We start from the raw sequence: 23,033 nt of genomic DNA on the forward strand, positions 1-23,033 counted from the left end.
TTATGAAGATATTGGTCATTGGAAGAGGTGGACGAGAACACGCCATCGTCCGCCAGTTCTCGAAATCTGCTTCGGTCACTAAAGTTTATGCAGCTCCAGGCAATGATGGAATGCGGGAAGATGCTGAAGTAGTTGCAATTGATGAAATGGATTTTGCTGGTCTTGTAGAATTTGCAAAAGAGCAGCAAATAGATTTTAGTTTTGTAGGTCCTGAACAGCCTTTATCAGAAGGAATCGTCGATTTTTTTGAAGCCAAAGGATTACGTATTTTTGGCCCGTCTAAAGCGGCTGCACAAATTGAAGGCAGTAAAGCTTTTGCAAAAGAATTGATGGAAAAATACGACATTCCAACTGCTAGCTATGAGACCTTTACAGAAACGGCGCCAGCTATTGATTTTGTTCATCAACATGGTGCTCCGATTGTTATTAAAGCGGATGGACTTGCGGCTGGGAAAGGTGTTGTTGTGGCGATGACGGAAGAGGAAGCCATTGCTGCTATCAACGATATGCTTGAAGGACAAAAGTTTGGAGAGTCCGGTTCAAAAGTTGTCATTGAAGAATTTTTAGACGGTGAAGAATTTTCGTTTATGTCTTTCGTTCATAGCGGTCAAATTTACCCGATGGTTATTTCACAAGACCATAAACGCGCTTACGACGGAGACCGTGGACCAAATACAGGAGGAATGGGCGCATATTCGCCTGTTCCGCAAATTTCACAAGCGATTGTTGATCAAACCTATGCTGAAATTGTAGAACCTGCAGTTAAAGCAATGACATCTGAAGAAACGCCATTTAATGGCATTTTATATACAGGCGTCATTTTAACGAAAAAAGGTCCAAAAGTGATTGAATTTAATGCGCGTTTTGGCGATCCAGAAACGCAAGTTGTCTTACCACGCATGACGTCAGATTTCGGACTATTTATGGATAACCTTTTAAACAATCAACCGGCTGAGCTAATGTGGGACGACCAAGCCGTACTTGGAGTTGTAGTTGCTGCTGACAATTATCCGGAGACTGTTGAAAAAGGTGCTCTTTTACCCGATTTAACAAAGCTCTCTGGAGTGGAAATTACGCATGCCGGGACAAAACAAACGGTGAATGGATATGCAGGAAATGGTGGCCGAGTATTGCTGATTTCAGCAAGTGGAACATCTATTGAATCTGCGCAAGACAAGGTTTATGAACAATTAAACAGCTTATCTTGGGACGGTTTCTTTTATCGTACCGATATCGGATGGCGTGCAAAATAATTTTATATATGATATACTCATTGATGACACAAATTCGACAAGAAGATGTGTCATTTTTGTTTTTGCCTGCCCTATAGGCATTTACACAAAAGATGAGGATTTACAACAGCCCACGGTTACCTCTATTTAAACTCCAGAATGTAAACTCATTACTACCTCAAAAAAATGTGAAATGAAAATTGAAAGGGGATTAATTATGAATTGGTATGAAAAACTAAACCAGTATTTTCCAATTGAAGAAATGAAGTCAAAAGAGCATATGGATGCGTTGTTAAAAGAAAAAGGAAGCGTTTATTACAAAGATGAAGGTCCTTACCATGTATTGATGTATGCAGAGTTCCCACACTTTACGTTTGTTGATTATTTATTTGTCTCTAAAGAATCACGTGGCATGGGTCTTGGTAGAAAAACTTTGCAAATGCTAAAAGACAAAAACAAACCGATTATTCTTGAAGTTGAACCGGTAGACTACGAAGATACAGATACGGAAAAACGTCTACGTTTTTATGCACGTGAAGGATTTGAACACGCATCATCAATCGGTTACTGCCGTCGTTCACTTGCAACGGGTGAAGAAAACTCGATGGAAATTTTGTACTGGACGCCAAGCGGTGAAACAGAAGAACAGATTTTCGAAGGTATGAAAAAAATGTATGAAGACATCCATACGTATAAAGACGAACAATTTTACGGAGAATCGTATGATTCAGTATCTGAAGTACTAACTTTCCAAGAAGAAGAAAAGAAAGACGTCTTGAAACCATTCAGCGATCCTGTTAATAATGACTGATTTAAAAACCCCACGCAATTGCGTGGGGTTTTTAAATCTATGAGAAACTCCTAACAAGCTTTCCTGATTTTTAAAATGTAGCGGAAGGTGACGACTCCAACGGGAGCAAAGCGACAGAGCGACATGAGCTGGAGCCACTGGACTGAGCAGAGCGAGGGAAGCGGCAGAAGCCGTGTCCGTGGAACGCGTCCGCCTGGAGCGGGAAACATGAATCTTTATTATCTAGCTAAGTAACCCATGTGAATGCGTGGTTTTTTTGTGTCTAAATTAATTAGAATGTTCTTATTTTTACAGAGAATGTCTATTTTCAGATGGATAATTATGCTAGGATATTAAGTATCGAACTAGTAGAAAGAAGGTGCCGGCAAATGGTTAATCCGTTATGGAAAAATACAGAGATTCGAAATCAGCTGAAAATCGTGACAAAAGAAATTGCGCCGGATCTCGTTTTGACAAATGCAACGTATCTTCATGGAATTTTTAAGAAATGGGTAACAGGGAATATATGGATATCTAGCGATCGTATTGTTTATGCGGGTAAGGAAATGCCGAAAATTGATGCTGCTACCGAAGTGACAGATATGACGGGTAAATACATTGTTCCCGGATACATTGAACCTCATGTTCATCCTACTCAATTATACAATCCTCAAAGTTTTGCAGATTATGCGGCTCAAGGTGGAACGACAATGTTCTTGTCCGATAACTTAACGTTTTTTATGGCACTTGAAAATAAGAAAGCGTTTTCATTTTTGGATCAATTAAGAGAGTTGCCGTTTAGCTTTTATTGGTGGACCCGGTTTGATTCACAAACAGAGTTGAATAATGAAGATCAATTGTTCACATCGACTTCAGTAGGGGAGTGGTTGGACCGCCAAGACGTGTTACTCGGTGGTGAATTGACAGGTTGGCCTAAACTGCTTGCTGGCGATGACCAAATGCTGTATTGGATTCAAAAAGCGAAAATGGGCTTGAAAAAAATCGAGGGACATTTTCCAGGAGCATCAGAAAAAACCTTAGCTCGTATGCGACTACTTGGAGCGGATGGCGACCACGAATCCATGACTGTGGATGAAGTGGAAATGCGTTTACTTCATGGCTACGGTGTGACCCTTCGCCATTCTTCAATTCGACCGGATTTGCCGAATTTGTTAAAAGGAATCGTGGAGCGCGAGTTGAATGTGTTTGATAAGTTAATGATGACAACAGACGGTTCGACACCAGCATTTCACTTAGATGGTGTAATGGATTGGTGCATTCAAATTGCACTTGATGCAGGGGTGCCACCAATTGATGCCTACATGATGGCGTCTTATAACGTTGCTCGTTATTATAATGTGACGAGTCTCCACGGGTTAATCGCCACAGGACGTTATGCGAATTTAAATATTCTTGATGAGATTGAAAATCCAGTGCCTTCCGGTGTGATTTCAAAAGGTGTATGGTTGAAAAAAGATGGCAAGAAAGTCTGTTCATTGCCGAATGTAGATTGGTCCATTTTGCCGGATTTGGATATAGAATTTGACTTGACGGATGACGATTTCCAATTTTCGATGCCATTTGGTATTGAAATGATAAATGATGTTATTACAAAACCTTATACAGTCAGTGTCGATACGCATGATGCCAATTTATCAAAAACACATGACGAAAGCTTTTTAATGCTCATCGATAAAAATGGAAAGTGGCGTGTGAATACTTTGATTAAAGGGTTTGCGCCGGGACTAGATGGCTTTGCTTCTTCTTATACAAGTACGGGCGATATTATCCTTATTGGGAAAAATCGTGAAGACATGTGGCTAGCTTTCAATGAGATGAAACGATTAAAAGGTGGTATCATCCTTGCTGAAAATGGAGAAATTGTTCAATCCTTGCCACTTCCTTATGGGGGAGTTATGTCGGATTTACCGATGGAGAAACTGATTGAACAAGAACAGGCATTGAAGAAAGCATTGAAAGAACGGGGCTACAAGCATGGAGATGCCGTTTACACAATGTTGTTTTTACAGGCTACTCACTTGCCATACGTCCGCGTCACGCAAAAAGGCATCTACGATGTCAAAAATAAAAAAATACTGTTTCCATCATTTATGAGGTAACCGATATGAAAAAATGGCTGTTCATCTTTGTTTTTCTACTCATATTGGTAGCTGTTGCCGGGGGATTTTGGTTAATGGAAAAGGAAGACTCTACTTCTACACCGACTCCGAATCCTTCACCTGAGCAGCCTGTAGTAAAGAATAGTTTACCAATGACACCTTTTACTGGTGAATTGATGGATTTAACAACCGCTGGAAGACCGGTCATGGCTGTTGTTAATAACCATCCAGATGCTCGTCCACAAACGGGGCTGGTCGAAGCAGACATCGTTTTTGAGATGATTGCAGAATTTAATATCACAAGGTTTGTAGCGCTTTATCAAAGCGAATACCCAAATAAAGTTGGACCAATCCGAAGTGCTCGTGATTATTTTGTTGAACTTGCCTTAGCCTACGATGCTTTCTTTGTGGCTCATGGTTATAGTCCTGATGCTCGGGAAATGCTTGAATCGGGAATTATCGATCACATAAATGGCATGCAATATGATGGAACTTTGTTTCAGCGATCAACTGATCGCATTGCGCCACATAATTCCTATATCACCATGGAAAATATCACAAAAGCTATGAACAACGCGCAGACTTCCACAGAATACAAAGGACAATCACCTTATTATTTCTATGACTCAACGGAAAATGATAAACTTAAAAAACAGGCTCTTTCGATTCGAGTGGAGTATGGAACAAATAAGTTGTTTTACAGCGACTTTCTATATGATAGTCAATCGCAGTTGTACAGCCGATCGGTAAACGGCGTAGCAATGGCCGATAAAGAAACCCTAGAAACAATAAAAGTCTCAAATGTTTTAGTTTTTGAAGCACAACATGAGACAATCGATTCTAAAGGGCGCCAGTCCATTGATTTGTCGAGTGGCGGAGCGGCTCTGCTGTTTCAAGCGGGTGGAGTTCGTGAAATCGAATGGAATTCGGTTGATGGAATGTTAGTCCCGTTTGCGGACGGAGAAGTGGTGAAATTGATACCAGGGAAAACTTGGATTCATATTGTTCCTACTGTTCCAGGAATCGAGCAATCCGTTAGTTATACGCCGTGATGATTGTAGCAATGAAAGGATGAGGAAGCTGCATGCAAGTTGATAAAATTAGAGGCCATCAAACAGAGCAATTAATCGAAGCAGTTTTGGCCTTAAAAGATAAGGAAGAAGCTTATCGTTTCTTCGATGATTTATGTACAATTAGTGAGATTCAATCGATGTCTCAGCGGCTAGAAGTGGCACATATGCTTCGCATGAAAAAAACGTACGAAAAAATAAAAAATGAAACAGGTGCTAGCACGGCAACGATTTCTCGTGTACGCCGTTGCTTGAATTATGGCAACGATGCTTATGATGCAATGTTAGAACGCCTTTATCCAGATGAAAAACCTTTTGAACTTCCAAAAGACTGAACAGAGAACCGACTCTGTTCGGTTTTTTTGTTATACTAAATAGATGATAACTGAGATAAAGTTGGGTGAAAAAAGATGGATTTCAAAACATGGCAGCATGTCTTTAAATTAGATCCAGCAAAAGAAATCACAGATGGACATTTGGAACGAATTTGTAAATCCGGGACTGATGCCATCTTGATTGGCGGCAGTGATAATGTCACACTCGACAATGTCCTCCATTTAACGGAACGTGTGCAGCACTATCAGCTGCCTATTGTGTTAGAAATCTCCACAATCGATTCTGTAGCGCCGGGATTTGACTATTATTTTATCCCGACTGTTTTAAACAGTGACAATCTACTATGGGTTAAAGGGCTTCATCATAAAGCCATTCGTGAATATGGAGAGATTTTGGATTGGGATGAACTTGTTCCAGAAGGTTATTGTATTTTGAATGCCGATTGCAAAGCTGCAAAATTAACTGATGCACAAACCGATTTGACGACCGAAGATGTATTAGCTTATGCCCGGTTAGCGGAATATTTCTTCCGTTTGCCTATTTTTTATATGGAGTATAGTGGCATGTTTGGGGATATGGAACTCGTTGAAAAAGTGAAAAGAGTCCTTGTTGAAACCCGTTTGTTTTATGGCGGGGGTATCCATTCGGTTGATACGGCAAGAAAAGCGTTGGCTTTTGCAGATACCATTGTCGTTGGCAATATTATTTATGAAAATATCGATAAAGCGATTGAAACCGTAGAGGCAGTTGCGGAAACGGCTGGTTAATCGTTATACTAATAAGAACGAATGTTCGAGGTGGTGCACAATGGAATTAATATCAAAAAACTTATTAAACGGGATGAACCCGGAACAAGCGGAAGCAGTCAAAACGACTGAAGGTCCTTTATTAATTATGGCTGGTGCAGGATCAGGTAAAACGCGTGTGCTGACACACCGTATTGCTTATTTGGTGCTGGAAAAACAAGTTTACCCGTCAAATATTTTAGCAATTACGTTTACCAATAAAGCCGCACGTGAAATGCGCAACCGAATTGATGGATTATTAGGACACGGAACAGGACAGCGTATGTGGGCTTCTACATTCCACTCGATGTGTGTGCGTATTTTGAGGCGTGATATCGACCGTTTAGGTATGTCGAAAAACTTCTCGATTTTGGATACTACCGATCAATTAACGGTCATTAAAAATGTATTAAAACAACAAAACTTGGATCCGAAAAAATATGAACCAAGAACGATGTTAAATGCGATTTCATCATCAAAAAACGAATGCATTGATGCTGCTCAATTTGCAGCGGACATGAATCAATTTAATCCATATGAGAAAACAGTCTCGGACGTATATACAGCATATGAGAAACGCTTGAAGAAAAACCAGTCACTGGATTTTGATGATTTAATCATGACAACGTTGAATTTGTTCAACACTGTCCCTGAAGTATTAGAGTATTATCAAAACAAATTCCATTACATTCATGTAGATGAATACCAAGATACCAACAATGCTCAATATCAATTGGTTCAGAAGTTGGCAAGCAAATTTAAGAATATTTGTGTGGTTGGCGATTCGGATCAGTCGATTTATCGCTGGCGTGGAGCAGATATTACCAATATCCTGTCGTTTGAAAAAGATTATCCAAATGCGAAAGTGATTATGCTTGAGCAAAATTATCGTTCGACAAAACGTATATTGCAGGCAGCGAATGACGTGATTCAAAAAAACACAAGTCGTTATCCAAAAGAATTGCGTACGGACAACGATGAAGGTACGGCTATTACTTTGCATAAAGCGGGAGACGAGCGTCAAGAAGCGCAATTTGTTGTTCAAACCATTCAAAGATTGATGGACGAAGAAAATTACAAAACTTCTGATTTTGCGATTCTTTATCGCACGAACGCACAATCGCGGATTATGGAGGAAATGTTCGTTAAATCGAATATGTCATATACCATTGTTGGTGGAACGAAATTCTATGATCGCAAAGAAATTAAAGACTTATTGGCGTATTTGCGTTTGATTGCCAATAACGATGATGATTTGTCTTTAGCTCGTGTAATTAATGAACCAAAGCGTGGAATTGGTGCGACTTCTTTCGAGAAAATGGCACGTTTTGCAATTGAACAAGACCGGACGATTATGGATGCATTACAAGAAGCAGACTTTATGGGGTTAACGCCAAAAACAGCACAAACAGCTTTAGAGTTCCGCAACATGATGGCGAGTTTCACGCAAATGCAAGAATATTTGTCTGTAACAGAACTCGTTGAAGAAGTACTGAAAAAGTCAGGTTATCGTCAAATGCTACAAAACGATAAAACCATTGAAGGTGAAAGCCGTCTCGAAAACTTAGATGAATTTTTATCAGTCACGAAAGCTTTTGAAAAACAAAGCGATGACAAATCCTTAGTCGCTTTCTTGACTGATTTAGCATTGATTTCAGATATCGATTCATTGGATGATGAAGAAGATGCAGATGGTCCGATTATTTTAATGACGATGCACGCAGCAAAAGGGTTAGAGTTCCCTGTCGTTTTTATTATCGGATTAGAAGAAAACGTCTTCCCTCATTCACGGTCGAATAATGACGATGAGGAATTAGAAGAAGAACGCAGACTTGCTTATGTTGGAATTACCCGAGCAGAACAACGTTTGTATTTGACGCACGCCTCTTCACGGACATTGTTTGGGAAAAGTAATTTCAATATGCCATCTCGGTTTATTTCGGAGATTTCAGAAGATCTGATTGAACAAACGCGAGCTCACCATCGTGCGGGTGCTACAACAAGTTATCGACAAGTACCGAAGCGACCAGCAGTAACTCGTCCTAGCTATAATCAGTCAGGCAGTGAGAAATTAGGTTGGAAAACAGGTGATAAAGCGACGCATAAAAAATGGGGTACCGGAACGGTCGTTAGCGTCAAAGGCGAAGGTGAACAAACAGAACTCGATATTGCGTTCCCGAGCCCTGTCGGCATTAAACGGTTATTGGCTAAATTTGCGCCGATTGAAAAAGTATAATCGGGAGGAAACTAGATGGATCGCATGAAAGCGGAACAACGTGTAAATGAATTAAATGAAATGCTTCGGAACTATGGCCATGCTTATTACGTACTCGATAAGCCAGCTGTTCCGGATACGATATACGATCAATTGCTCAATGAATTAATCGACTTAGAAACGCTGTACCCTGATTTGGTTTTTCCAGATTCACCCACTCAACGTGTGGGTGGGACACCACTTTCAACAGTTGATAAAGTTACCCATGAACGTCCCATGCTCAGTCTATCAAATGTTTTTGGTGAAGAAGATTTACGCGAATTTGATAAACGTGTGCGGAGCGGTGCAGGTGACAAAATTGAATATGTTTGTGAACTGAAAATCGACGGACTTGCCGTGTCACTGCTATACAAGGACGGAAAATTCGTCAAAGGCGCAACGCGCGGAGACGGGCGTGTTGGAGAAGACATTACGATCAATCTACGAACAATCCATACAATTCCTTTAAAACTAAAAGACGCAGTCACCCTTGAAGTACGCGGTGAAGTGTTTATGCCAAAGAAATCATTTCATGCGTTAAATGAACAGCGTGGAGAACAAGGTGATGAACTGTTCGCCAACCCGCGAAATGCAGCAGCAGGATCATTGCGTCAATTAGATCCGAAAATTGCGGCTAGCCGTAATTTAGATGTTTTTATTTACGGGATCGGTGGCGATGGTGAGACTTATAATTTAGCGGAGCATGATGAGTCGCTTGATTACCTGGGAAAACTTGGTTTTAAAACAAATCGAGAACGCCAAGTATGCACGACGGTTGAAGAAGTACTGGCATATATCGAAAAATGGACTGACAAACGAAACGACTTGCCGTATGAGATTGACGGCATCGTTATTAAAGTCAATCAGTTTTTGTACCAACAAGAACTTGGGTTTACAGCGAAAAGTCCGAAATGGGCAACAGCTTATAAATTTCCAGCAGAAGAAGTAATGACCACTGTACGCGATATTGAATTGAGTGTTGGCCGAACAGGTGTTGTGACACCGACTGCGATATTAGACCCTGTGTCGGTTGCAGGAACCACTGTGCAACGAGCTTCATTACATAATGAAGACTTGATCAAAGAAAAAGATATTCGAATCGGTGACAAAGTTATTATTCGAAAAGCTGGAGACATTATTCCAGAAGTCGTTTCGGTCATTCTTGACCAACGAACTGGAGAAGAACTGCCTTTTTATATGCCCACCCATTGTCCTGCGTGTGACAGCGAGCTAGTTCGAATCGAAGGAGAAGTGGCTCTTCGTTGTGTGAATCCGCAATGTCCTGCACAAATTACAGAAGGCTTAATTCACTTTGTGTCACGCAATGCGATGAATATTGATGGTCTTGGTGAAAAGGTAATTGAGCAATTGTATCGAGAAGGTTTGATCCACGATATTTCGGATATTTACAAACTGACAAAAGAGCAATTGTTAGAGTTAGATCGCATGGCCGATAAATCAGCTTCAAATTTAATGGCGGCGATTGATGCATCTAGAAGTAACTCAATGGAGAAATTACTGTTTGGTCTAGGTATTCGTCATGTAGGTGAAAGAGGCGCACGAATTTTATCCGAGCATTTTGGAACACTGGAACAGCTAATTGCTGCAACGAAAGAAGAGTTAGTTGAAATACATGAAATTGGCGACAAAATGGCAGATTCGATCGTTATGTATTTTGATAATGAAGAAGTTCGTGCATTAGTGGAACGTTTAAGCGAAGCAAACGTCAATTTATCGTATACAGGTATACGAGTCCGCGTGGAAGAAGGCGCAAACGCATTTGCAGGCAAAAAAATTGTTTTAACAGGTAAACTGGAACAAATGACTCGTCAAGAAGCGAGCGCTCAAATTGAAGCGCTTGGTGGCAAACTGACAGGTAGTGTCAGCAAGAAAACAGATTTGCTAATTGCCGGCGAAGAAGCAGGCTCTAAACTCGATAAAGCACGTGAGCTCAAAGTGGTAATTTGGGACGAACAACGTCTCGTTGAGGAATTGAACAAATAAGGGGATTTTAACATGAAACGCATATGGTGGATTCCAATCAGTCTGCTGCTGTTATCGGGATGTGTTCCGTCGAAAACAGATGAGAAAACAGAAGTGATAAATGAAAAAGAAGAAGTAGAAACGGCAATCATCCCGAGCATGCAGTTGGATGATCAGTTTTACCGTACGCTCCTGCCTTATAAAGCAAGCGCTACAAGAGGGAAAATCGTTAATCGTTTAAACTCTCGTTACGATATTGCTGAAACAGAAAATGGTTTATTGCGTTTGTCGCAAAAGCAATTTTCACCGGATGATTATTATTTTCAAGAAGGTCAAAAAATTACGGATGAAGATGTAACTTCATGGTTACGACGTTCGAGTGAAGACAATCCAGCTGGATTGAATCTTGCTGATAAACGTACAGCAGAGCAAAAAAAAGCAGGAGAACGTCCTCCTGCTGAAATACTGGCACATGTCATTGAACAAAATTATTTAGTGAAAACCAATGAAGATACAATCCGTCTTGGTGGTATTTCAATCGGTCTTGCACTCAATTCATCTTACTCTGGTAGTGAAAACGGCATTTCTTACGAAGAAGAAATACCTCAAGCGCAACTAGAAAAAGAAGGCAAACGCATAGCTGATGAAATCGTTAAACGTTTGCGTGAAAAAGAAGGCTTAGCTGATGTGCCGATAGTGGTAGGGCTTTTTAAACAAAATGCAGGCAGTTCGATGATTCCAGGCACTTACTTTTCATCAGGTGCCGCACCCGGTGGAAAAAACAGCGTTGCTAGCTGGAATCCAATAAATGAGGATTATGTATTATTCCCTACGTCCGGTAGCGATGACAATTATCGAGATATCGATACAGCGTTTCGCAATTTCAAGCAAGATGTCGAAATTTATTTTTCAAATTACACCAGTGTTATTGGCACTGGATTTTATCAAGAAAATGAATTAAAAGAATTGAAAGTTGAAATTCCAATTCAATTTTATGGAGTATCAGAAGTGATTGGTTTTACGCAATATGTGACAGGTCTAGTGATGGAGCATTTTCCTGAAAATGTGTTAATAGAAGTTAGCGTCACTTCAAGTAATGGTCCCGAAGCGTTAATTTTGAAAAAAGCAGGAGAAACGGAACCCTTTGTTCACATTTATGAATAATCTCCATTGAAAATAGGGATAGCCATACGGCTGTCCCTATTCATTTTTTTAGAAAAATGGTATGATATAGCGTATGTTTACTGAATCCGGAGGTGTAAAGAAATGGCGAAAATGACGAAAGAAGAAGTAATTGAAGTCGCACATTTGGCGAGACTCGCAATTACAGATGAAGAAGCGATACATTTTGCAGATCAATTAGAAGCAATTACGAATGCAATGGAATTGTTAAGTGAACTAGATACAGAAAATGTTGAACCAACGACGCACGTATTGCAGATGGTCAACGTGTTGCGCGAAGATAAATCCATCCCTGGATTAGACCGTGATTTGGTTATGAAAAACGTAAAAGAACATGAAGGTGGACAAGTAAAAGTCCCAACAATTTTAGAATAGTCGAAAGGAGGAACCAAACATGTCATTTGTAGAAAAAACAGCTGCACAATTACAGGAAATGATACATACAAAAGAAACGACAATTGCGAAAATGACTGAAAAAGCATTTGATCGCATTGAAGCTCTTGAGCCGAAAGTAGATGCATTTCTTGCGTTGAACAAAGAACGTGCGACACAACTTGCAGCAGAAATGGATCAAGTGCCTTTTGCTGAACGCGGACCATTATTTGGTTTACCAATCGGAGTAAAAGACAATATCGTAACAGAAGGACTAGAAACAACGGCTTCAAGTCGTATTTTAGAAGGATTTAACCCTATCTATAATGCAACTGTTGTGGATAAGTTGAGAGAAGCTGGAATGGTAACCGTCGGTAAATTGAACATGGATGAATTCGCAATGGGTTCTTCTAACGAAAACTCGTATTACAAAAAAACGAAAAATCCATGGAATCTTGAAACTGTTCCAGGCGGCTCTTCTGGTGGCTCTGCTGCTGCAGTTGCAGCTGGAGAAGTTCCATTCTCACTAGGCTCGGATACGGGTGGTTCGATACGTCAGCCTGCTGCTTTTTGTGGTGTTGTGGGGATGAAGCCAACTTACGGACGAGTTTCTCGCTTTGGGTTGATCGCTTATGCCTCTTCATTAGATCAAATTGGTCCAATTACAAGAACAGTAAAAGACAATGCGTTGTTATTAAATGCGATTTCTGGATATGACGACAAAGATTCAACGTCTGCAAATGTGGAAGTCCCAGATTTCACAGCGGCATTGACGGGTGATATTACAGGTCTTCGCATCGGTGTTCCAAAAGAATATTTTGCTGAAGGTGTTGGCGAAGCCGCAAAACAAGCTGTTCTTGACGCATTGAAAGTGCTTGAAGAGCGGGGCGCAATATGTGAAGAAATTTCACTTCCGCATTCGAAATACGCATTAGCAACTTATTATATTTTGGCTTCTTCTGAAGCTTCATCTAACCTTTCACGCTTTGACGGTATTCGCTATGGTTACCGCACAGAAAAAGCAGGAAGTCTTCTTGAGTTTTACATGAATACGCGCTCTGAAGGATTTGGCGATGAAGTAAAACGCCGCATCATGCTTGGAACGTATGCACTAAGCTCAGGTTATTACGATGCTTATTACAAAAAAGCGCAAAAAGTTCGTACATTGATCAAAAAAGATTTTGACGATGCATTTGAAAAATACGATGTTATTGTCGGTCCAACAACGCCAACACCAGCATTTAAAATTGGTGAAATCATTGATGATCCACTAACAATGTATGCAAATGATATTTTAACAATTCCAGTCAACCTAGCAGGTGTACCAGCTATTTCAATTCCTTGTGGATTTGAAAACGGCCTACCACTAGGTTTGCAAATTATCGGGAAACATTTCGACGAAGAAACGGTTTATCGTGTTGCAGATGTTTATGAACAAGCAACAGATTTCCATAAAAAAACTCCTCAAACATGGGAGGGAGCAGCACAATGAACTTTGAAACAATCATTGGACTTGAAGTCCACGTGGAATTAAAAACAGAATCGAAAATGTTTTCTCCAGCACCGGCTCACTTTGGTGCGGAACCGAATACCAATACGAACGTTATCGACCTCGGTTATCCAGGCGTTTTACCAGTAGTAAATAAAACGGCTGTGGACTGGGCGATGAGAGCGGCACTTGCATTAAACTGTGAAATTACGCGTCACACGAAATTTGACCGTAAAAACTACTTTTATCCAGATAACCCGAAAGCTTACCAAATTTCACAATTTGATCAGCCAATCGGTGAGCACGGTTGGATTGAAATCGAAGTAAAAGGTGAGAAAAAACGTATCGGAATCACGCGTCTTCATATGGAAGAAGATGCTGGGAAATTGACGCATACAGGAAATGGTCATTCATTGGTAGACTTTAACCGCCAAGGAACACCGTTAATCGAAATCGTGTCTGAACCAGATATTCGTACTGCTGATGAAGCTTACGCTTACCTTGAAAAAATCAAAGCAATCATTCAATATACTGGCGTTTCAGATGTTCGTATGGAAGAAGGATCGTTGCGTTGTGATGCGAACATTTCACTTCGTCCGTTTGGCCAAGAACAATTCGGTACAAAGACCGAATTGAAAAACTTAAACTCTTTCAACTTTGTTCGTAAAGGCATTGAGCACGAACAAGTTCGTCAAGAGCAAGTGTTATTGTCAGGTGGCATCATCGAGCAAGAAACACGTCGCTATGACGAATCAACAGGTAAAACATTGTTGATGCGTATTAAAGAAGGATCTGACGATTACCGTTACTTCCCAGAGCCAGATTTAGTCGACATTGTGATCGATGATGCTTGGCTTGAGCGTGTCCGTTCTGAAATTCCAGAATTGCCGGATGCAAGAAAAGCACGTTATGTATCAGAGCTTGGCTTGTCTTCGTATGATGCAATGGTGTTGACGTTAGCAAAACCAATTTCTGATTTCTTCGAAGCGACAGTAATAGCTGGTGCTGATGCGAAACTTGCTTCTAACTGGTTGATGGGCGAAGTTTCAGCTTATCTAAATGCTGAGCAAAAAGAGCTTTCAGATACTGCGTTAACTCCTGAAGGTTTGGCAGGCATGATCAAATTAATTTCAGACGGTACGATTTCGTCTAAAATCGCGAAGAAAGTCTTTAAAGAATTGATCGAAAAAGGCGGCGACGCGAACGATATCGTCAAAGCTAAAGGACTTGTTCAGATCTCTGATGAAAACACATTGCGTGAATTTGTCACAGCAGCTCTTGATAATAATCCACAATCGATTGAAGACTTTAAAAACGGTAAAGACCGTGCAATTGGTTTCCTTGTTGGGCAAATTATGAAGCAAACAAAAGGGCAGGCAAACCCGCCATTGCTTAATAAAATTCTTCTTGAAGAAATTGCAAAGCGATAAAATAGTTGAATGATAGGAAAGGGTGGTCCGTTATGGGCCATCTTTTTTTATGGTATTGCAGAGAAAGTGATGAGTAGTCGCACCGGCCGCTTTGGGCATAGCTCCCGCAAGAAGCCAGGAAAAAGCACCTGTCTTCTTGCTTCGCTTAGCCCGTATGCGCGGCGGTGCTAGGGAGTGGTAGGAGATAGAATCTTTTCATCTATTGGTTAAATGGAATAGTTTTTGCAGAATGAGTTTCTGTGGTAGTTGACGTGAAAAGTCGCCCCGACCGCTTTGGGTATAGCTCCCGCAAGAAGCCAGGGAAAAGCACCTGTCTTCTTGCTTCGCTTAGCCCGTATGCGCGGCGGTGCTGGCGAGTGGTAGGAGAAGGTATCTTTTCATCTATTGGTTAAATGGAATAGTTTTTGCAGAATGAGTTTCTGTGGTAGTTGACGTGAAAAGTCGCCCCGACCGCTTTGGGCATAGCTCCCGCAAGAAGCCAGGGAAAAGCACCTGTCTTCTTGCTTCGCTTAGCTCGTATGCGCGGCGGTGCTGGCGAGTGGTTGTAATAGCGTCGAATAGTTTTAGTTAGTTGAGTTTATTAGTTAATTAATGGAACTAACTTAGAGTTTATATCGTCTTTTAAGTGAGTATTGAGCGTTGTCTTTTATGGATATAGCTGCTGTTGTATCGGCCATTTCTACATCTCAGCCTTGAACACTTTGCTACATAACAGTAAACTGGTATTAAAGACAAATTTAGGCCAATAGAATGTGCTTTATAATCAGTGACTGTACCTATACAACTAATTTTAAGTAGAGTGATTTCTGTTTTTAAGAAGGACCTTAACTTAGTGGCAGAGTAGGGAAAGAGAGGCGTGATGGTATGATGACGGAGCAGCAATACTTTGAAAAAGGCATTAGTTTAGAAAGTTATATGGCTCAAATGGAGTCAAATCAACAGAAATCTTATAGTATTTATGAAAAATTTGAGCTACCGAAAGATCCAGAATTCCTAGCTTTACTAAAAGATAAAAAGCCACATGTACTTGTAATCACTGAGGATTGGAGCGGCGATGCTATGATGAACAATGCAATTTTGCGGAAAATTGCAGATGCAGCTGATCTAGATGTACATTGCATATATCGTGATGATAACTTGGAATTGATGGATCGTTACTTAACGAACGGTGAACGATTAATTCCGAAATACATTGTGCTCTCTGAAGGTGGAGATGTTCTTGGGGAGTGGGGACCGAGAGCTCCAAAAGTGCAGGAGTTTGTAGATAAGAAGAAATCAGTTCTTCCTGAAAAAGAAGATCCGCAATACAAATTGCATGTGAAAACGGTAACTGGTGAAATTTTGGATGGTTTTGTTTATAACGATGATTTTTGGCATGTAGTGTATGAAGAGTTACGTCAAGTGTTCCAGACAGCCTTAACATCAAGAGAATGATCAAGTTATCAGGAAATCTAAGAGTATTTGATTAAAGACATGTGTTGTGTTCATTTTTACAGAAAGTCCAGAAAGGCTGAATCCTATGAAACGTGCACGTATAATTTATAATCCCACTTCTGGTCGCGAGTTATTTCGCAAGCACTTGCCAGAAGTTTTAGAGAAAATGGAGAAAGCGGGTTATGAAACTTCCTGCCACGCAACTACTTCTGAAGGTGATGCTATTCAAGCGGCTGCTCATGCGGTAGAGCGCGAGTTTGATTTAGTAGTAGCTGTTGGTGGAGACGGGACATTAAATGAAGTTGTTTCGGGAATCGCTAAGTTTGAGAAGCGTCCAAAAGTTGGTCTTATTCCAATGGGAACAACCAATGATTTTGCCCGTGCTGTTCATATCCCACGAGATATTACAAAAGCTGTGGACATTATTCTTAAAGGAGATTCTATTCCTGTAGATATTGGCTTGATGAATGACAATCGCTATTTTATCAATATTGCAGGAGGTGGCAGACTCACAGAGTTAACTTATGAAGTACCGAGTAAGTTAAAAACAGTCCTTGGTCAAATGGCTTATTACTTAAAAGGGATTGAGATGATACCTTCGATTCGATCTTCGCGTGTACGCATTGAATACGATGGACAAGTTTTTGATGATAGTGCGATGATGTTTTTAATCGGCTTAACCAATTCCGTCGGCGGATTTGAAAAACTTGCGCCAGATGCCAGTATTAATGATGGGAAGTTTACATTGTTAATTTTAAAAGAGCTTAATATGGCTGAATTTATCCGCGTTGCTTCTTTAGCGTTACGTGGTGAACATTTATCGGATCCTCATGTAATTTATGCTAAGGCAAGTGAAATTAAAGTAACAACAGAAGAGCGAGTGCTGTTGAATTTGGACGGAGAATACGGCGGTTTGTTACCAGCTACATTTAAAAACTTGGCTAATCATATTGAAATATTCGTTCCAATCGATTCGTTAAATGAAAAAGATCGCAAATAAAAAGTTGGAAACCGGAGAAAATTCTGGTTTCCAACTTTTTTTGTGCTTAAAGCAACTCGATGGCTTTATCTTGTTCTGCAGCAAGTTGTGGTAAGTTATTGAGTGATTCCCAGCGGAACAATAATGTCATCCCATTGTCGCGGCCATGACTTTTGATCACGTATTCAAATTGTTCAACGGGTTCACCCGTGTATTCAAATTGAAAAATGTTCCGTTCGTACGCTTTATCCTGATAATCAGGGTAGTACGTGTACTTATGAATTTTCCCTACAAAGTCGAGTACCTCGCGTGGTAAACCCGTTTCTTCTTTTACTTCTCTATATAATGCGTCGATTAGCAGTTCACCGTCTTCAATGGTACCACCTGGTACTTGTAGGCCAACTTCTGGTTCCCCTTTGTATTCAAATACAAGCAATTCACGATTTTTTTCATCGCCTCTTGTGATGTAAGCAAATACTTTCCGTTTTGTTCTCATGATGAATCACCCTTTTTTATTTGTTATATTTAGAATACTAAAAATTTAGAAAAATTTCAATTCTTTTCGTTTTCTGTTTGTCACAGCTTATTCAAAGTTTGCTCGGAAAGCAAGGCTTGGGAAGCGTTTTGAAAACTAGGTTTGATGTACAATAGGACTATGGAAACAATCATTCTAATATTTATTAAAGGAGACGAGTAGAGTGGAATTTCAAGATCCAGCTTTTCTGAGTCGCATTTTAACGCTTTTAACTTTATCATTCCATATCCTTTACGCAACGATTGGTGTAGGGGTCCCGCTCATGATTATGATTGCTCAGTGGGTAGGGATTAAGAAACAAGATGAACATTATATTTTGATGGCCCGACGCTGGGCGAGAGGGTTTGTCATAACCGTCGCAGTAGGTGTTGTAACAGGAACCGCGATTGGTTTGCAGCTGTCACTATTATGGCCGAATTTCATGCAATTGGCAGGGAACGTAATCGCATTGCCATTGTTTATGGAAGTTTTCGCATTTTTCTTTGAAGCTATTTTTCTAGGGATTTATCTTTACACGTGGGATCGTTTTGAAGATCAGCGAAAGCATTTCTTATTCCTTATTCCGGTTGCACTAGGTGCAGCAGCATCATCGGTATTTATTACAATCGTCAATGCTTTTATGAACCAGCCACAAGGGTTTGAAATACTAAATGGCGAAATGGTTAATATTAGTCCTTTGCTGGCAATGTTTAGTCCAGCTGTACCCACGAAAGTAGCGCACGTAATGGCTACGGCATTTATGACTAGTGCTTTTGTGTTGGCCTCTATCGCAGCGGTTCGGTTGTTGCGTGGGTCGAATCATATTTACCATAAAAAAGCATTGTTCTTAACAATGAAACTAGGACTTGTATTCGCTATCGCGACAGCATTAATTGGGGACTTTTCTGGTAAGTATTTGGCTGAATACCAACCCGAAAAATTGGCAGCTGCAGAATGGCATTTTGAAACAGAAGAAGAGGCAGGTTTGATTCTTTTTGGGATTCTAGACGGAGAAGAAGCGAAATATGCAATTAAAATTCCGTATGCGTTAAGTATTCTAGCCCATAGCAATCCATTTACAGAAGTGAAGGGGCTTAATGAATTCCCAGAAGACGAAAGGCCACCACTATGGATCCATTATCTTTTCGATACGATGGTGATGATTGGTATGTGGCTAGCGTTCTTCTCCTTTGTGTATGTTGTAGCAGTATGGCGCAATTGGACGTTTATTCGCGCGAAATGGTTCCAGTGGCTACTCATTGCTGGAGGGCCATTAGCGCTTATCGCAATTGAAGCAGGATGGTGGTTTACAGAAGTAGGACGCCAGCCTTGGGTGCTACGAGGATACATGACAGTCGATCAAGCAGCGACAACAAGTGGTCAAGTTGATTTAATGATTATCTTGTTTGCAGGCTTGTATCTAATTTTAGGTATTGGTACTGCTGTTGTCTTGACGAGAATGTACAAACGCAACCCAGTTGAAATAGAATTAGCAGAAAGAGAAAATAGCAAAGGCGGTGACAAGAAATGACTTTAGAAATTATCGGAATTTCTGTACTGTGGTTGTTTCTATTTCTGTATGTCATAGTGGCGTCAATTGATTTTGGCGCTGGTTTCTTTAACGCCTATAGTTCTTTTGTTGGTAAGCAACATATTCTAACTGGAGTAATCCAGCGATACTTGTCGCCGGTCTGGGAAGTGACCAATGTGTTTTTTGTGTTCTTCTTTGTCGGAGTCATCGGGTTTTTCCCGCAGACCGCTTTTTACTACGGAACAACTTTATTAGTACCGGCGAGTATTGCGTTAATTTTGTTGGCGATTCGCGGTTCCTATTACGCGTTTGCAACTTACGGAGCTAAAATCAATCACCGAGGCTATATTTATATGTATGGTTTATCTGGATTGTTGCTTCCGGCTGCTTTGTCACCCGTATTGGCAATGTCTGAAGGCGGTTTTATCCAACTAGACAATGGACAACCTTATTTAGATTACTGGGCATTGTTCTCAAGTCCGTTAATGTGGAGTATTGTCGTATTGAGTCTAACAGCAGTGCTTTATATTTCAGCAGTATTTTTAACGTGGTATTCTTCAAAAGCTGGAGATGCTAAAGCAACTGATTTAATGCGCAAATATGCGCTTGTTTGGGCAGCGCCAGCAATGGTTACGGCAGCCGGTATTATATACGAATTGCGCGGTCATAATCCGGAACATTATACGCGTATTCTTGATTTGTGGTGGGTGTTCGCTGTATCGTTCTTATTATTTGCTGGAACGGTTTATCTAATTTGGAAAAAACGTCATTACGGCTGGGCTTTCATTTTATTGGTGGGGCAGTTCTTCACGGCATTCTTCGCGTATGGAGCTTCACATTACCCATATTTGCTTTATCCGTATTTAACGATTTACGATAGCTTTACAAATGAGGCCATGGCAATTGCATTGATCATTGCCTTTATTGCAGGGTTGTTCCTGTTATTGCCATCGCTATATTTATTGTTCCGTCTATTCTTGTTTGATAAGGATTATGTCGAAGGTAAATCGGATTATCACGCATAAAGGAGGCACTATTCATGCAAGATTTCATGATATTTTATGCACCTTTTCTGGTGTTAATAGGAGCGATTATTTTTGGTTTTTGGTTTTCGTTAAAAGACGGTCCGATTACAAAGGACCGGGAGTAAAGACGCGTGCAGGCTTTTGCCTGCCGCGTTTTTTTGTTGTATGATAGGTAGATGTGAAATGGAGTGAGCGTTTTGAAACCAGTAAATAAAAATGACCGAATCACGGTTCATGTAGAAGATTTGACGCACGACGGAGCGGGTGTCGCAAAAGTTGACGGCTACCCACTATTTGTACCTGGCGCATTGCCTGGAGAAGATGTTGTGGTTCATGTGTTAAAAACGTTAAAATCATATGGCTTTGCAAAGCTTATTGAAATACAACAAGCTTCGCCTTTTCGTGTTACAGCTCCTTGTCCTGTTTTTGATACATGTGGAGGCTGTCAGATTCAGCACTTGTCCTACGAAGGGCAAATGACCTTTAAACAGAAATTGGTGCGCGATGCCATTACACGTATTGGTAAGTTGCCAGATGTACCTGTGCATCCAGTTAAAGGCATGGAAGATCCGTGGCGCTACCGCAATAAATCCCAAATTCCTTTTGGCACTCAAAATGGCAAAGTGGTTGCTGGATTTTATCAGCCACGTTCGCATGATATCGCAGACACCGATACGTGTTTAATTCAAACGCCTGAAGCAGATGCAATTATGGTCGCGTTAAAAAAGAACTTGATCGACATGGGCATTGAACCGTACGAAGAAGCAACACATCGCGGCATGCTTCGCCATGTTGTTGTTCGTAAGGCTCGAGCGACGGGAGAAATCATGGTTGTGTTAGTGACGAAGAAAAAGAAATTCCCTCAAGCACAACGTGCCATTGAATTAATTCAAGCAACTGTGCCAGAAGTGACTTCGATTGTCCAAAACATTAATCCTGAAAAGACCAACGTTATTTTTGGCGACGAAACCTTGACGCTTTGGGGCAAAGATGTGATTGAAGATCGAATTGGGGATGTTCGTTTTGAAATTTCAGCACGCTCGTTTTATCAAATTAACCCTGTACAAACAGAAGTGCTTTATGGCCAAGCGCTAGCGTATGCACAGTTAACGGGGGAGGAAACTGTCATCGATGCGTATTGTGGCATTGGAACCATCTCATTATTCCTTGCGCAACGAGCTAAATTTGTCATGGGAGTTGAAATTGTACCGCAAGCAATTGAAGATGCTAAGCGCAACGCTGAGTTAAATGGCTTAACGAATACGTTGTTTGAAGCAGGACCTGCTGAACAAGTGATTCCGCGCTGGTATAAAGAAGGAAAGAAGGCGGATGTCTTAGTCGTCGATCCACCGCGTAAAGGTTGTGACGAGCAGTTATTACACACAATACTAAAACAACGTCCAACACGCGTTGTTTACGTGTCATGTAACCCAGCAACACTCGCACGCGATTTACGCATACTAGAAGATGGCGGTTACCGTACGAAAGAAGTGCAACCTGTTGATATGTTCCCTCAGTCAACTCATTGTGAAGCAGTGGCATGGTTAGAATTGGTTTAATCACATAGGGAAACAAAAAAGTTGTCTACTTCAAGTAGACAACTTTTTTTATTTATTAGAAGTGTTAATTTGCTTCGCAATATTTTTTTATATCTTCAAGATCTACTTCGAGTGCTTTTTTCATTGGTTTCTTCATAAAAATACTGAAAATACCGCTCATAACTTTAGCCATTAAATTTATAGATTCACCTTCAAAAGACATTTCAAGAGTGACAATATCATTACTTTTTTCAGTCATATTTAAACGAAACACATAAATGGCACCGTGACTTTCAGCTCTTGTTTGATAATAATGGTACTTCTCGCTATGAGTGATCCACATTACTTCTTGCGTTTCTTTTCCAAACATTTTCCGAGTTTCTCTCCACTTTAATCCAACAAGGTCACCTTCAGCTGGATTTAGAATTTCAATGTTAATAATCCCGCTGATGACATGGCCGGAGTTTTCAATATCCGTAATAACTTCCCATACTTTTTCTTTTGTACTGTTAATGTCTATTTGTGTCAAAACTTTCATGTACAAGCCCCTTTGTGTTTAGTAGGTAAATCTTCTTAGTTGAAATTGTATCTTACTTAAAGCTGTATAGCTCTGTGAATTCTGATGAGTGCATCCGGTAAAACAGAAAACATCCCGCGAAAGAGGTACATGGAGATAGTTTCAATTGATAAAAAAAGTTTGTAGAGTTTATTTAATGGTTAGGTTTTAAAAGAATTACTAAGAGGGTAAAGACAGTAGAATACTTTTAGAAGGAGAGAACGATGAACATGGAACAAATACCCGAGTCAAAATTCACTGATAAACGTGACACTATCATTCAAGGGTTGGTCGACCAAAATGTTTTTAAAATTAATGGCAGACAATTATATGAAACTTCACTTTATGAATTAATGAAAACTTATACAGAAACAGACCAAGCCGGCTAAGCCCGGCTTTTTTCTATGTTAATG

The 23,033-nt window shown here is 40.4% G+C and carries 21 protein-coding genes; 19 read left to right on the forward strand and 2 right to left on the reverse strand.

What is annotated here, in order from left to right:
* Positions 1-2: 2 nt before the first annotated feature.
* The 14 genes from purD (at position 3) to BBI08_RS04505 (ending at position 17,477) form a co-directional block, all read left to right on the forward strand.
* A complete protein-coding gene (purD, locus tag BBI08_RS04440; RefSeq protein ID WP_065527786.1) occupies positions 3-1,253 on the forward strand; it encodes a phosphoribosylamine--glycine ligase in 1,251 nt (416 codons plus the stop codon).
* 196 nt (positions 1,254-1,449) lie between these two features.
* A complete protein-coding gene (locus BBI08_RS04445; RefSeq protein ID WP_008496112.1) occupies positions 1,450-2,043 on the forward strand; it encodes an N-acetyltransferase in 594 nt (197 codons plus the stop codon).
* A gap of 368 nt (positions 2,044-2,411) precedes the next feature.
* The gene (locus BBI08_RS04450; protein WP_065527787.1) at positions 2,412-4,142 is read left to right on the forward strand and encodes an adenine deaminase C-terminal domain-containing protein; all 1,731 of its coding nucleotides are present in this window, start codon (positions 2,412-2,414) and stop codon (positions 4,140-4,142) included.
* A gap of 5 nt (positions 4,143-4,147) precedes the next feature.
* Positions 4,148-5,194 (forward strand): DUF3048 domain-containing protein, encoded by a 1,047-nt coding sequence (locus tag BBI08_RS04455; RefSeq protein ID WP_065527788.1) that lies wholly within the window; start codon positions 4,148-4,150, stop codon positions 5,192-5,194.
* Between the two features lie 32 nt (positions 5,195-5,226).
* Positions 5,227-5,547: a YerC/YecD family TrpR-related protein gene (locus tag BBI08_RS04460; RefSeq protein ID WP_065527789.1), complete on the forward strand. Its 321-nt coding sequence runs from the start codon at positions 5,227-5,229 to the stop codon at positions 5,545-5,547.
* A 75-nt stretch (positions 5,548-5,622) separates the two neighbouring features.
* A complete protein-coding gene (gene pcrB, locus BBI08_RS04465; RefSeq protein ID WP_008496110.1) occupies positions 5,623-6,315 on the forward strand; it encodes a heptaprenylglyceryl phosphate synthase in 693 nt (230 codons plus the stop codon).
* Positions 6,316-6,355: 40 nt separating this feature from the next.
* The gene (gene pcrA, locus BBI08_RS04470) at positions 6,356-8,569 is read left to right on the forward strand and encodes a DNA helicase PcrA (RefSeq protein ID WP_065527790.1); all 2,214 of its coding nucleotides are present in this window, start codon (positions 6,356-6,358) and stop codon (positions 8,567-8,569) included.
* A 15-nt stretch (positions 8,570-8,584) separates the two neighbouring features.
* Positions 8,585-10,591: an NAD-dependent DNA ligase LigA gene (gene ligA / locus BBI08_RS04475; protein ID WP_065527791.1), complete on the forward strand. Its 2,007-nt coding sequence runs from the start codon at positions 8,585-8,587 to the stop codon at positions 10,589-10,591.
* Positions 10,592-10,603: 12 nt separating this feature from the next.
* Positions 10,604-11,734: a CamS family sex pheromone protein gene (locus tag BBI08_RS04480; RefSeq protein ID WP_065527792.1), complete on the forward strand. Its 1,131-nt coding sequence runs from the start codon at positions 10,604-10,606 to the stop codon at positions 11,732-11,734.
* Positions 11,735-11,836: 102 nt separating this feature from the next.
* On the forward strand, positions 11,837-12,127 hold the full coding sequence (gatC, locus tag BBI08_RS04485; RefSeq protein WP_008496109.1) for an Asp-tRNA(Asn)/Glu-tRNA(Gln) amidotransferase subunit GatC: 291 nt from the start codon (positions 11,837-11,839) through the stop codon (positions 12,125-12,127).
* Positions 12,128-12,146: 19 nt separating this feature from the next.
* Positions 12,147-13,616 (forward strand): Asp-tRNA(Asn)/Glu-tRNA(Gln) amidotransferase subunit GatA, encoded by a 1,470-nt coding sequence (gene gatA / locus BBI08_RS04490; RefSeq protein ID WP_065527793.1) that lies wholly within the window; start codon positions 12,147-12,149, stop codon positions 13,614-13,616.
* Complete coding sequence (gene gatB, locus BBI08_RS04495) at positions 13,613-15,043, forward strand: Asp-tRNA(Asn)/Glu-tRNA(Gln) amidotransferase subunit GatB (protein WP_008496108.1); 1,431 nt, start codon at positions 13,613-13,615, stop codon at positions 15,041-15,043. Before gatA ends, gatB begins: the two co-directional genes overlap by 4 nt.
* Positions 15,044-15,907: 864 nt before the next feature.
* Entirely contained in the window at positions 15,908-16,477 is a 570-nt protein-coding gene (locus BBI08_RS04500) for a thioredoxin family protein (RefSeq protein ID WP_008496107.1), read from the forward strand.
* Positions 16,478-16,562: 85 nt separating this feature from the next.
* Positions 16,563-17,477, forward strand: a complete 915-nt coding sequence (locus tag BBI08_RS04505; RefSeq protein ID WP_008496105.1) for a diacylglycerol kinase — start codon at positions 16,563-16,565, stop codon at positions 17,475-17,477.
* Positions 17,478-17,523: 46 nt separating this feature from the next.
* Here the strand turns inward: BBI08_RS04505 and BBI08_RS04510 are convergent, their stop codons facing one another.
* Entirely contained in the window at positions 17,524-17,952 is a 429-nt protein-coding gene (locus tag BBI08_RS04510) for an NUDIX hydrolase (protein WP_008496104.1), read from the reverse strand.
* 202 nt (positions 17,953-18,154) lie between these two features.
* Here BBI08_RS04510 and BBI08_RS04515 point away from each other — a divergent pair, with 202 nt between their 5' ends.
* The 4 genes from BBI08_RS04515 (at position 18,155) to rlmD (ending at position 22,085) form a co-directional block, all read left to right on the forward strand.
* On the forward strand, positions 18,155-19,501 hold the full coding sequence (locus tag BBI08_RS04515; RefSeq protein WP_008496103.1) for a cytochrome ubiquinol oxidase subunit I: 1,347 nt from the start codon (positions 18,155-18,157) through the stop codon (positions 19,499-19,501).
* Positions 19,498-20,526: a cytochrome d ubiquinol oxidase subunit II gene (locus BBI08_RS04520; RefSeq protein ID WP_008496102.1), complete on the forward strand. Its 1,029-nt coding sequence runs from the start codon at positions 19,498-19,500 to the stop codon at positions 20,524-20,526. Before BBI08_RS04515 ends, BBI08_RS04520 begins: the two co-directional genes overlap by 4 nt.
* A 14-nt stretch (positions 20,527-20,540) precedes the next feature.
* The gene (gene cydS, locus BBI08_RS17435) at positions 20,541-20,651 is read left to right on the forward strand and encodes a cytochrome bd oxidase small subunit CydS family protein (RefSeq protein ID WP_413782996.1); all 111 of its coding nucleotides are present in this window, start codon (positions 20,541-20,543) and stop codon (positions 20,649-20,651) included.
* Positions 20,652-20,723: 72 nt separating this feature from the next.
* A complete protein-coding gene (gene rlmD, locus BBI08_RS04525) occupies positions 20,724-22,085 on the forward strand; it encodes a 23S rRNA (uracil(1939)-C(5))-methyltransferase RlmD (protein ID WP_008496101.1) in 1,362 nt (453 codons plus the stop codon).
* 64 nt (positions 22,086-22,149) lie between these two features.
* Here the strand turns inward: rlmD and BBI08_RS04530 are convergent, their stop codons facing one another.
* Positions 22,150-22,602, reverse strand: a complete 453-nt coding sequence (locus tag BBI08_RS04530) for an SRPBCC family protein (RefSeq protein ID WP_008496100.1) — start codon at positions 22,600-22,602, stop codon at positions 22,150-22,152.
* Positions 22,603-22,844: 242 nt separating this feature from the next.
* Here BBI08_RS04530 and BBI08_RS16865 point away from each other — a divergent pair, with 242 nt between their 5' ends.
* On the forward strand, positions 22,845-23,009 hold the full coding sequence (locus tag BBI08_RS16865; protein ID WP_008496099.1) for a Fur-regulated basic protein FbpA: 165 nt from the start codon (positions 22,845-22,847) through the stop codon (positions 23,007-23,009).
* Positions 23,010-23,033 lie beyond the last annotated feature (24 nt).

The organism is Planococcus halocryophilus, assembly GCF_001687585.2.
Classification (GTDB): Bacteria; Bacillota; Bacilli; order Bacillales_A; family Planococcaceae; genus Planococcus; species Planococcus halocryophilus.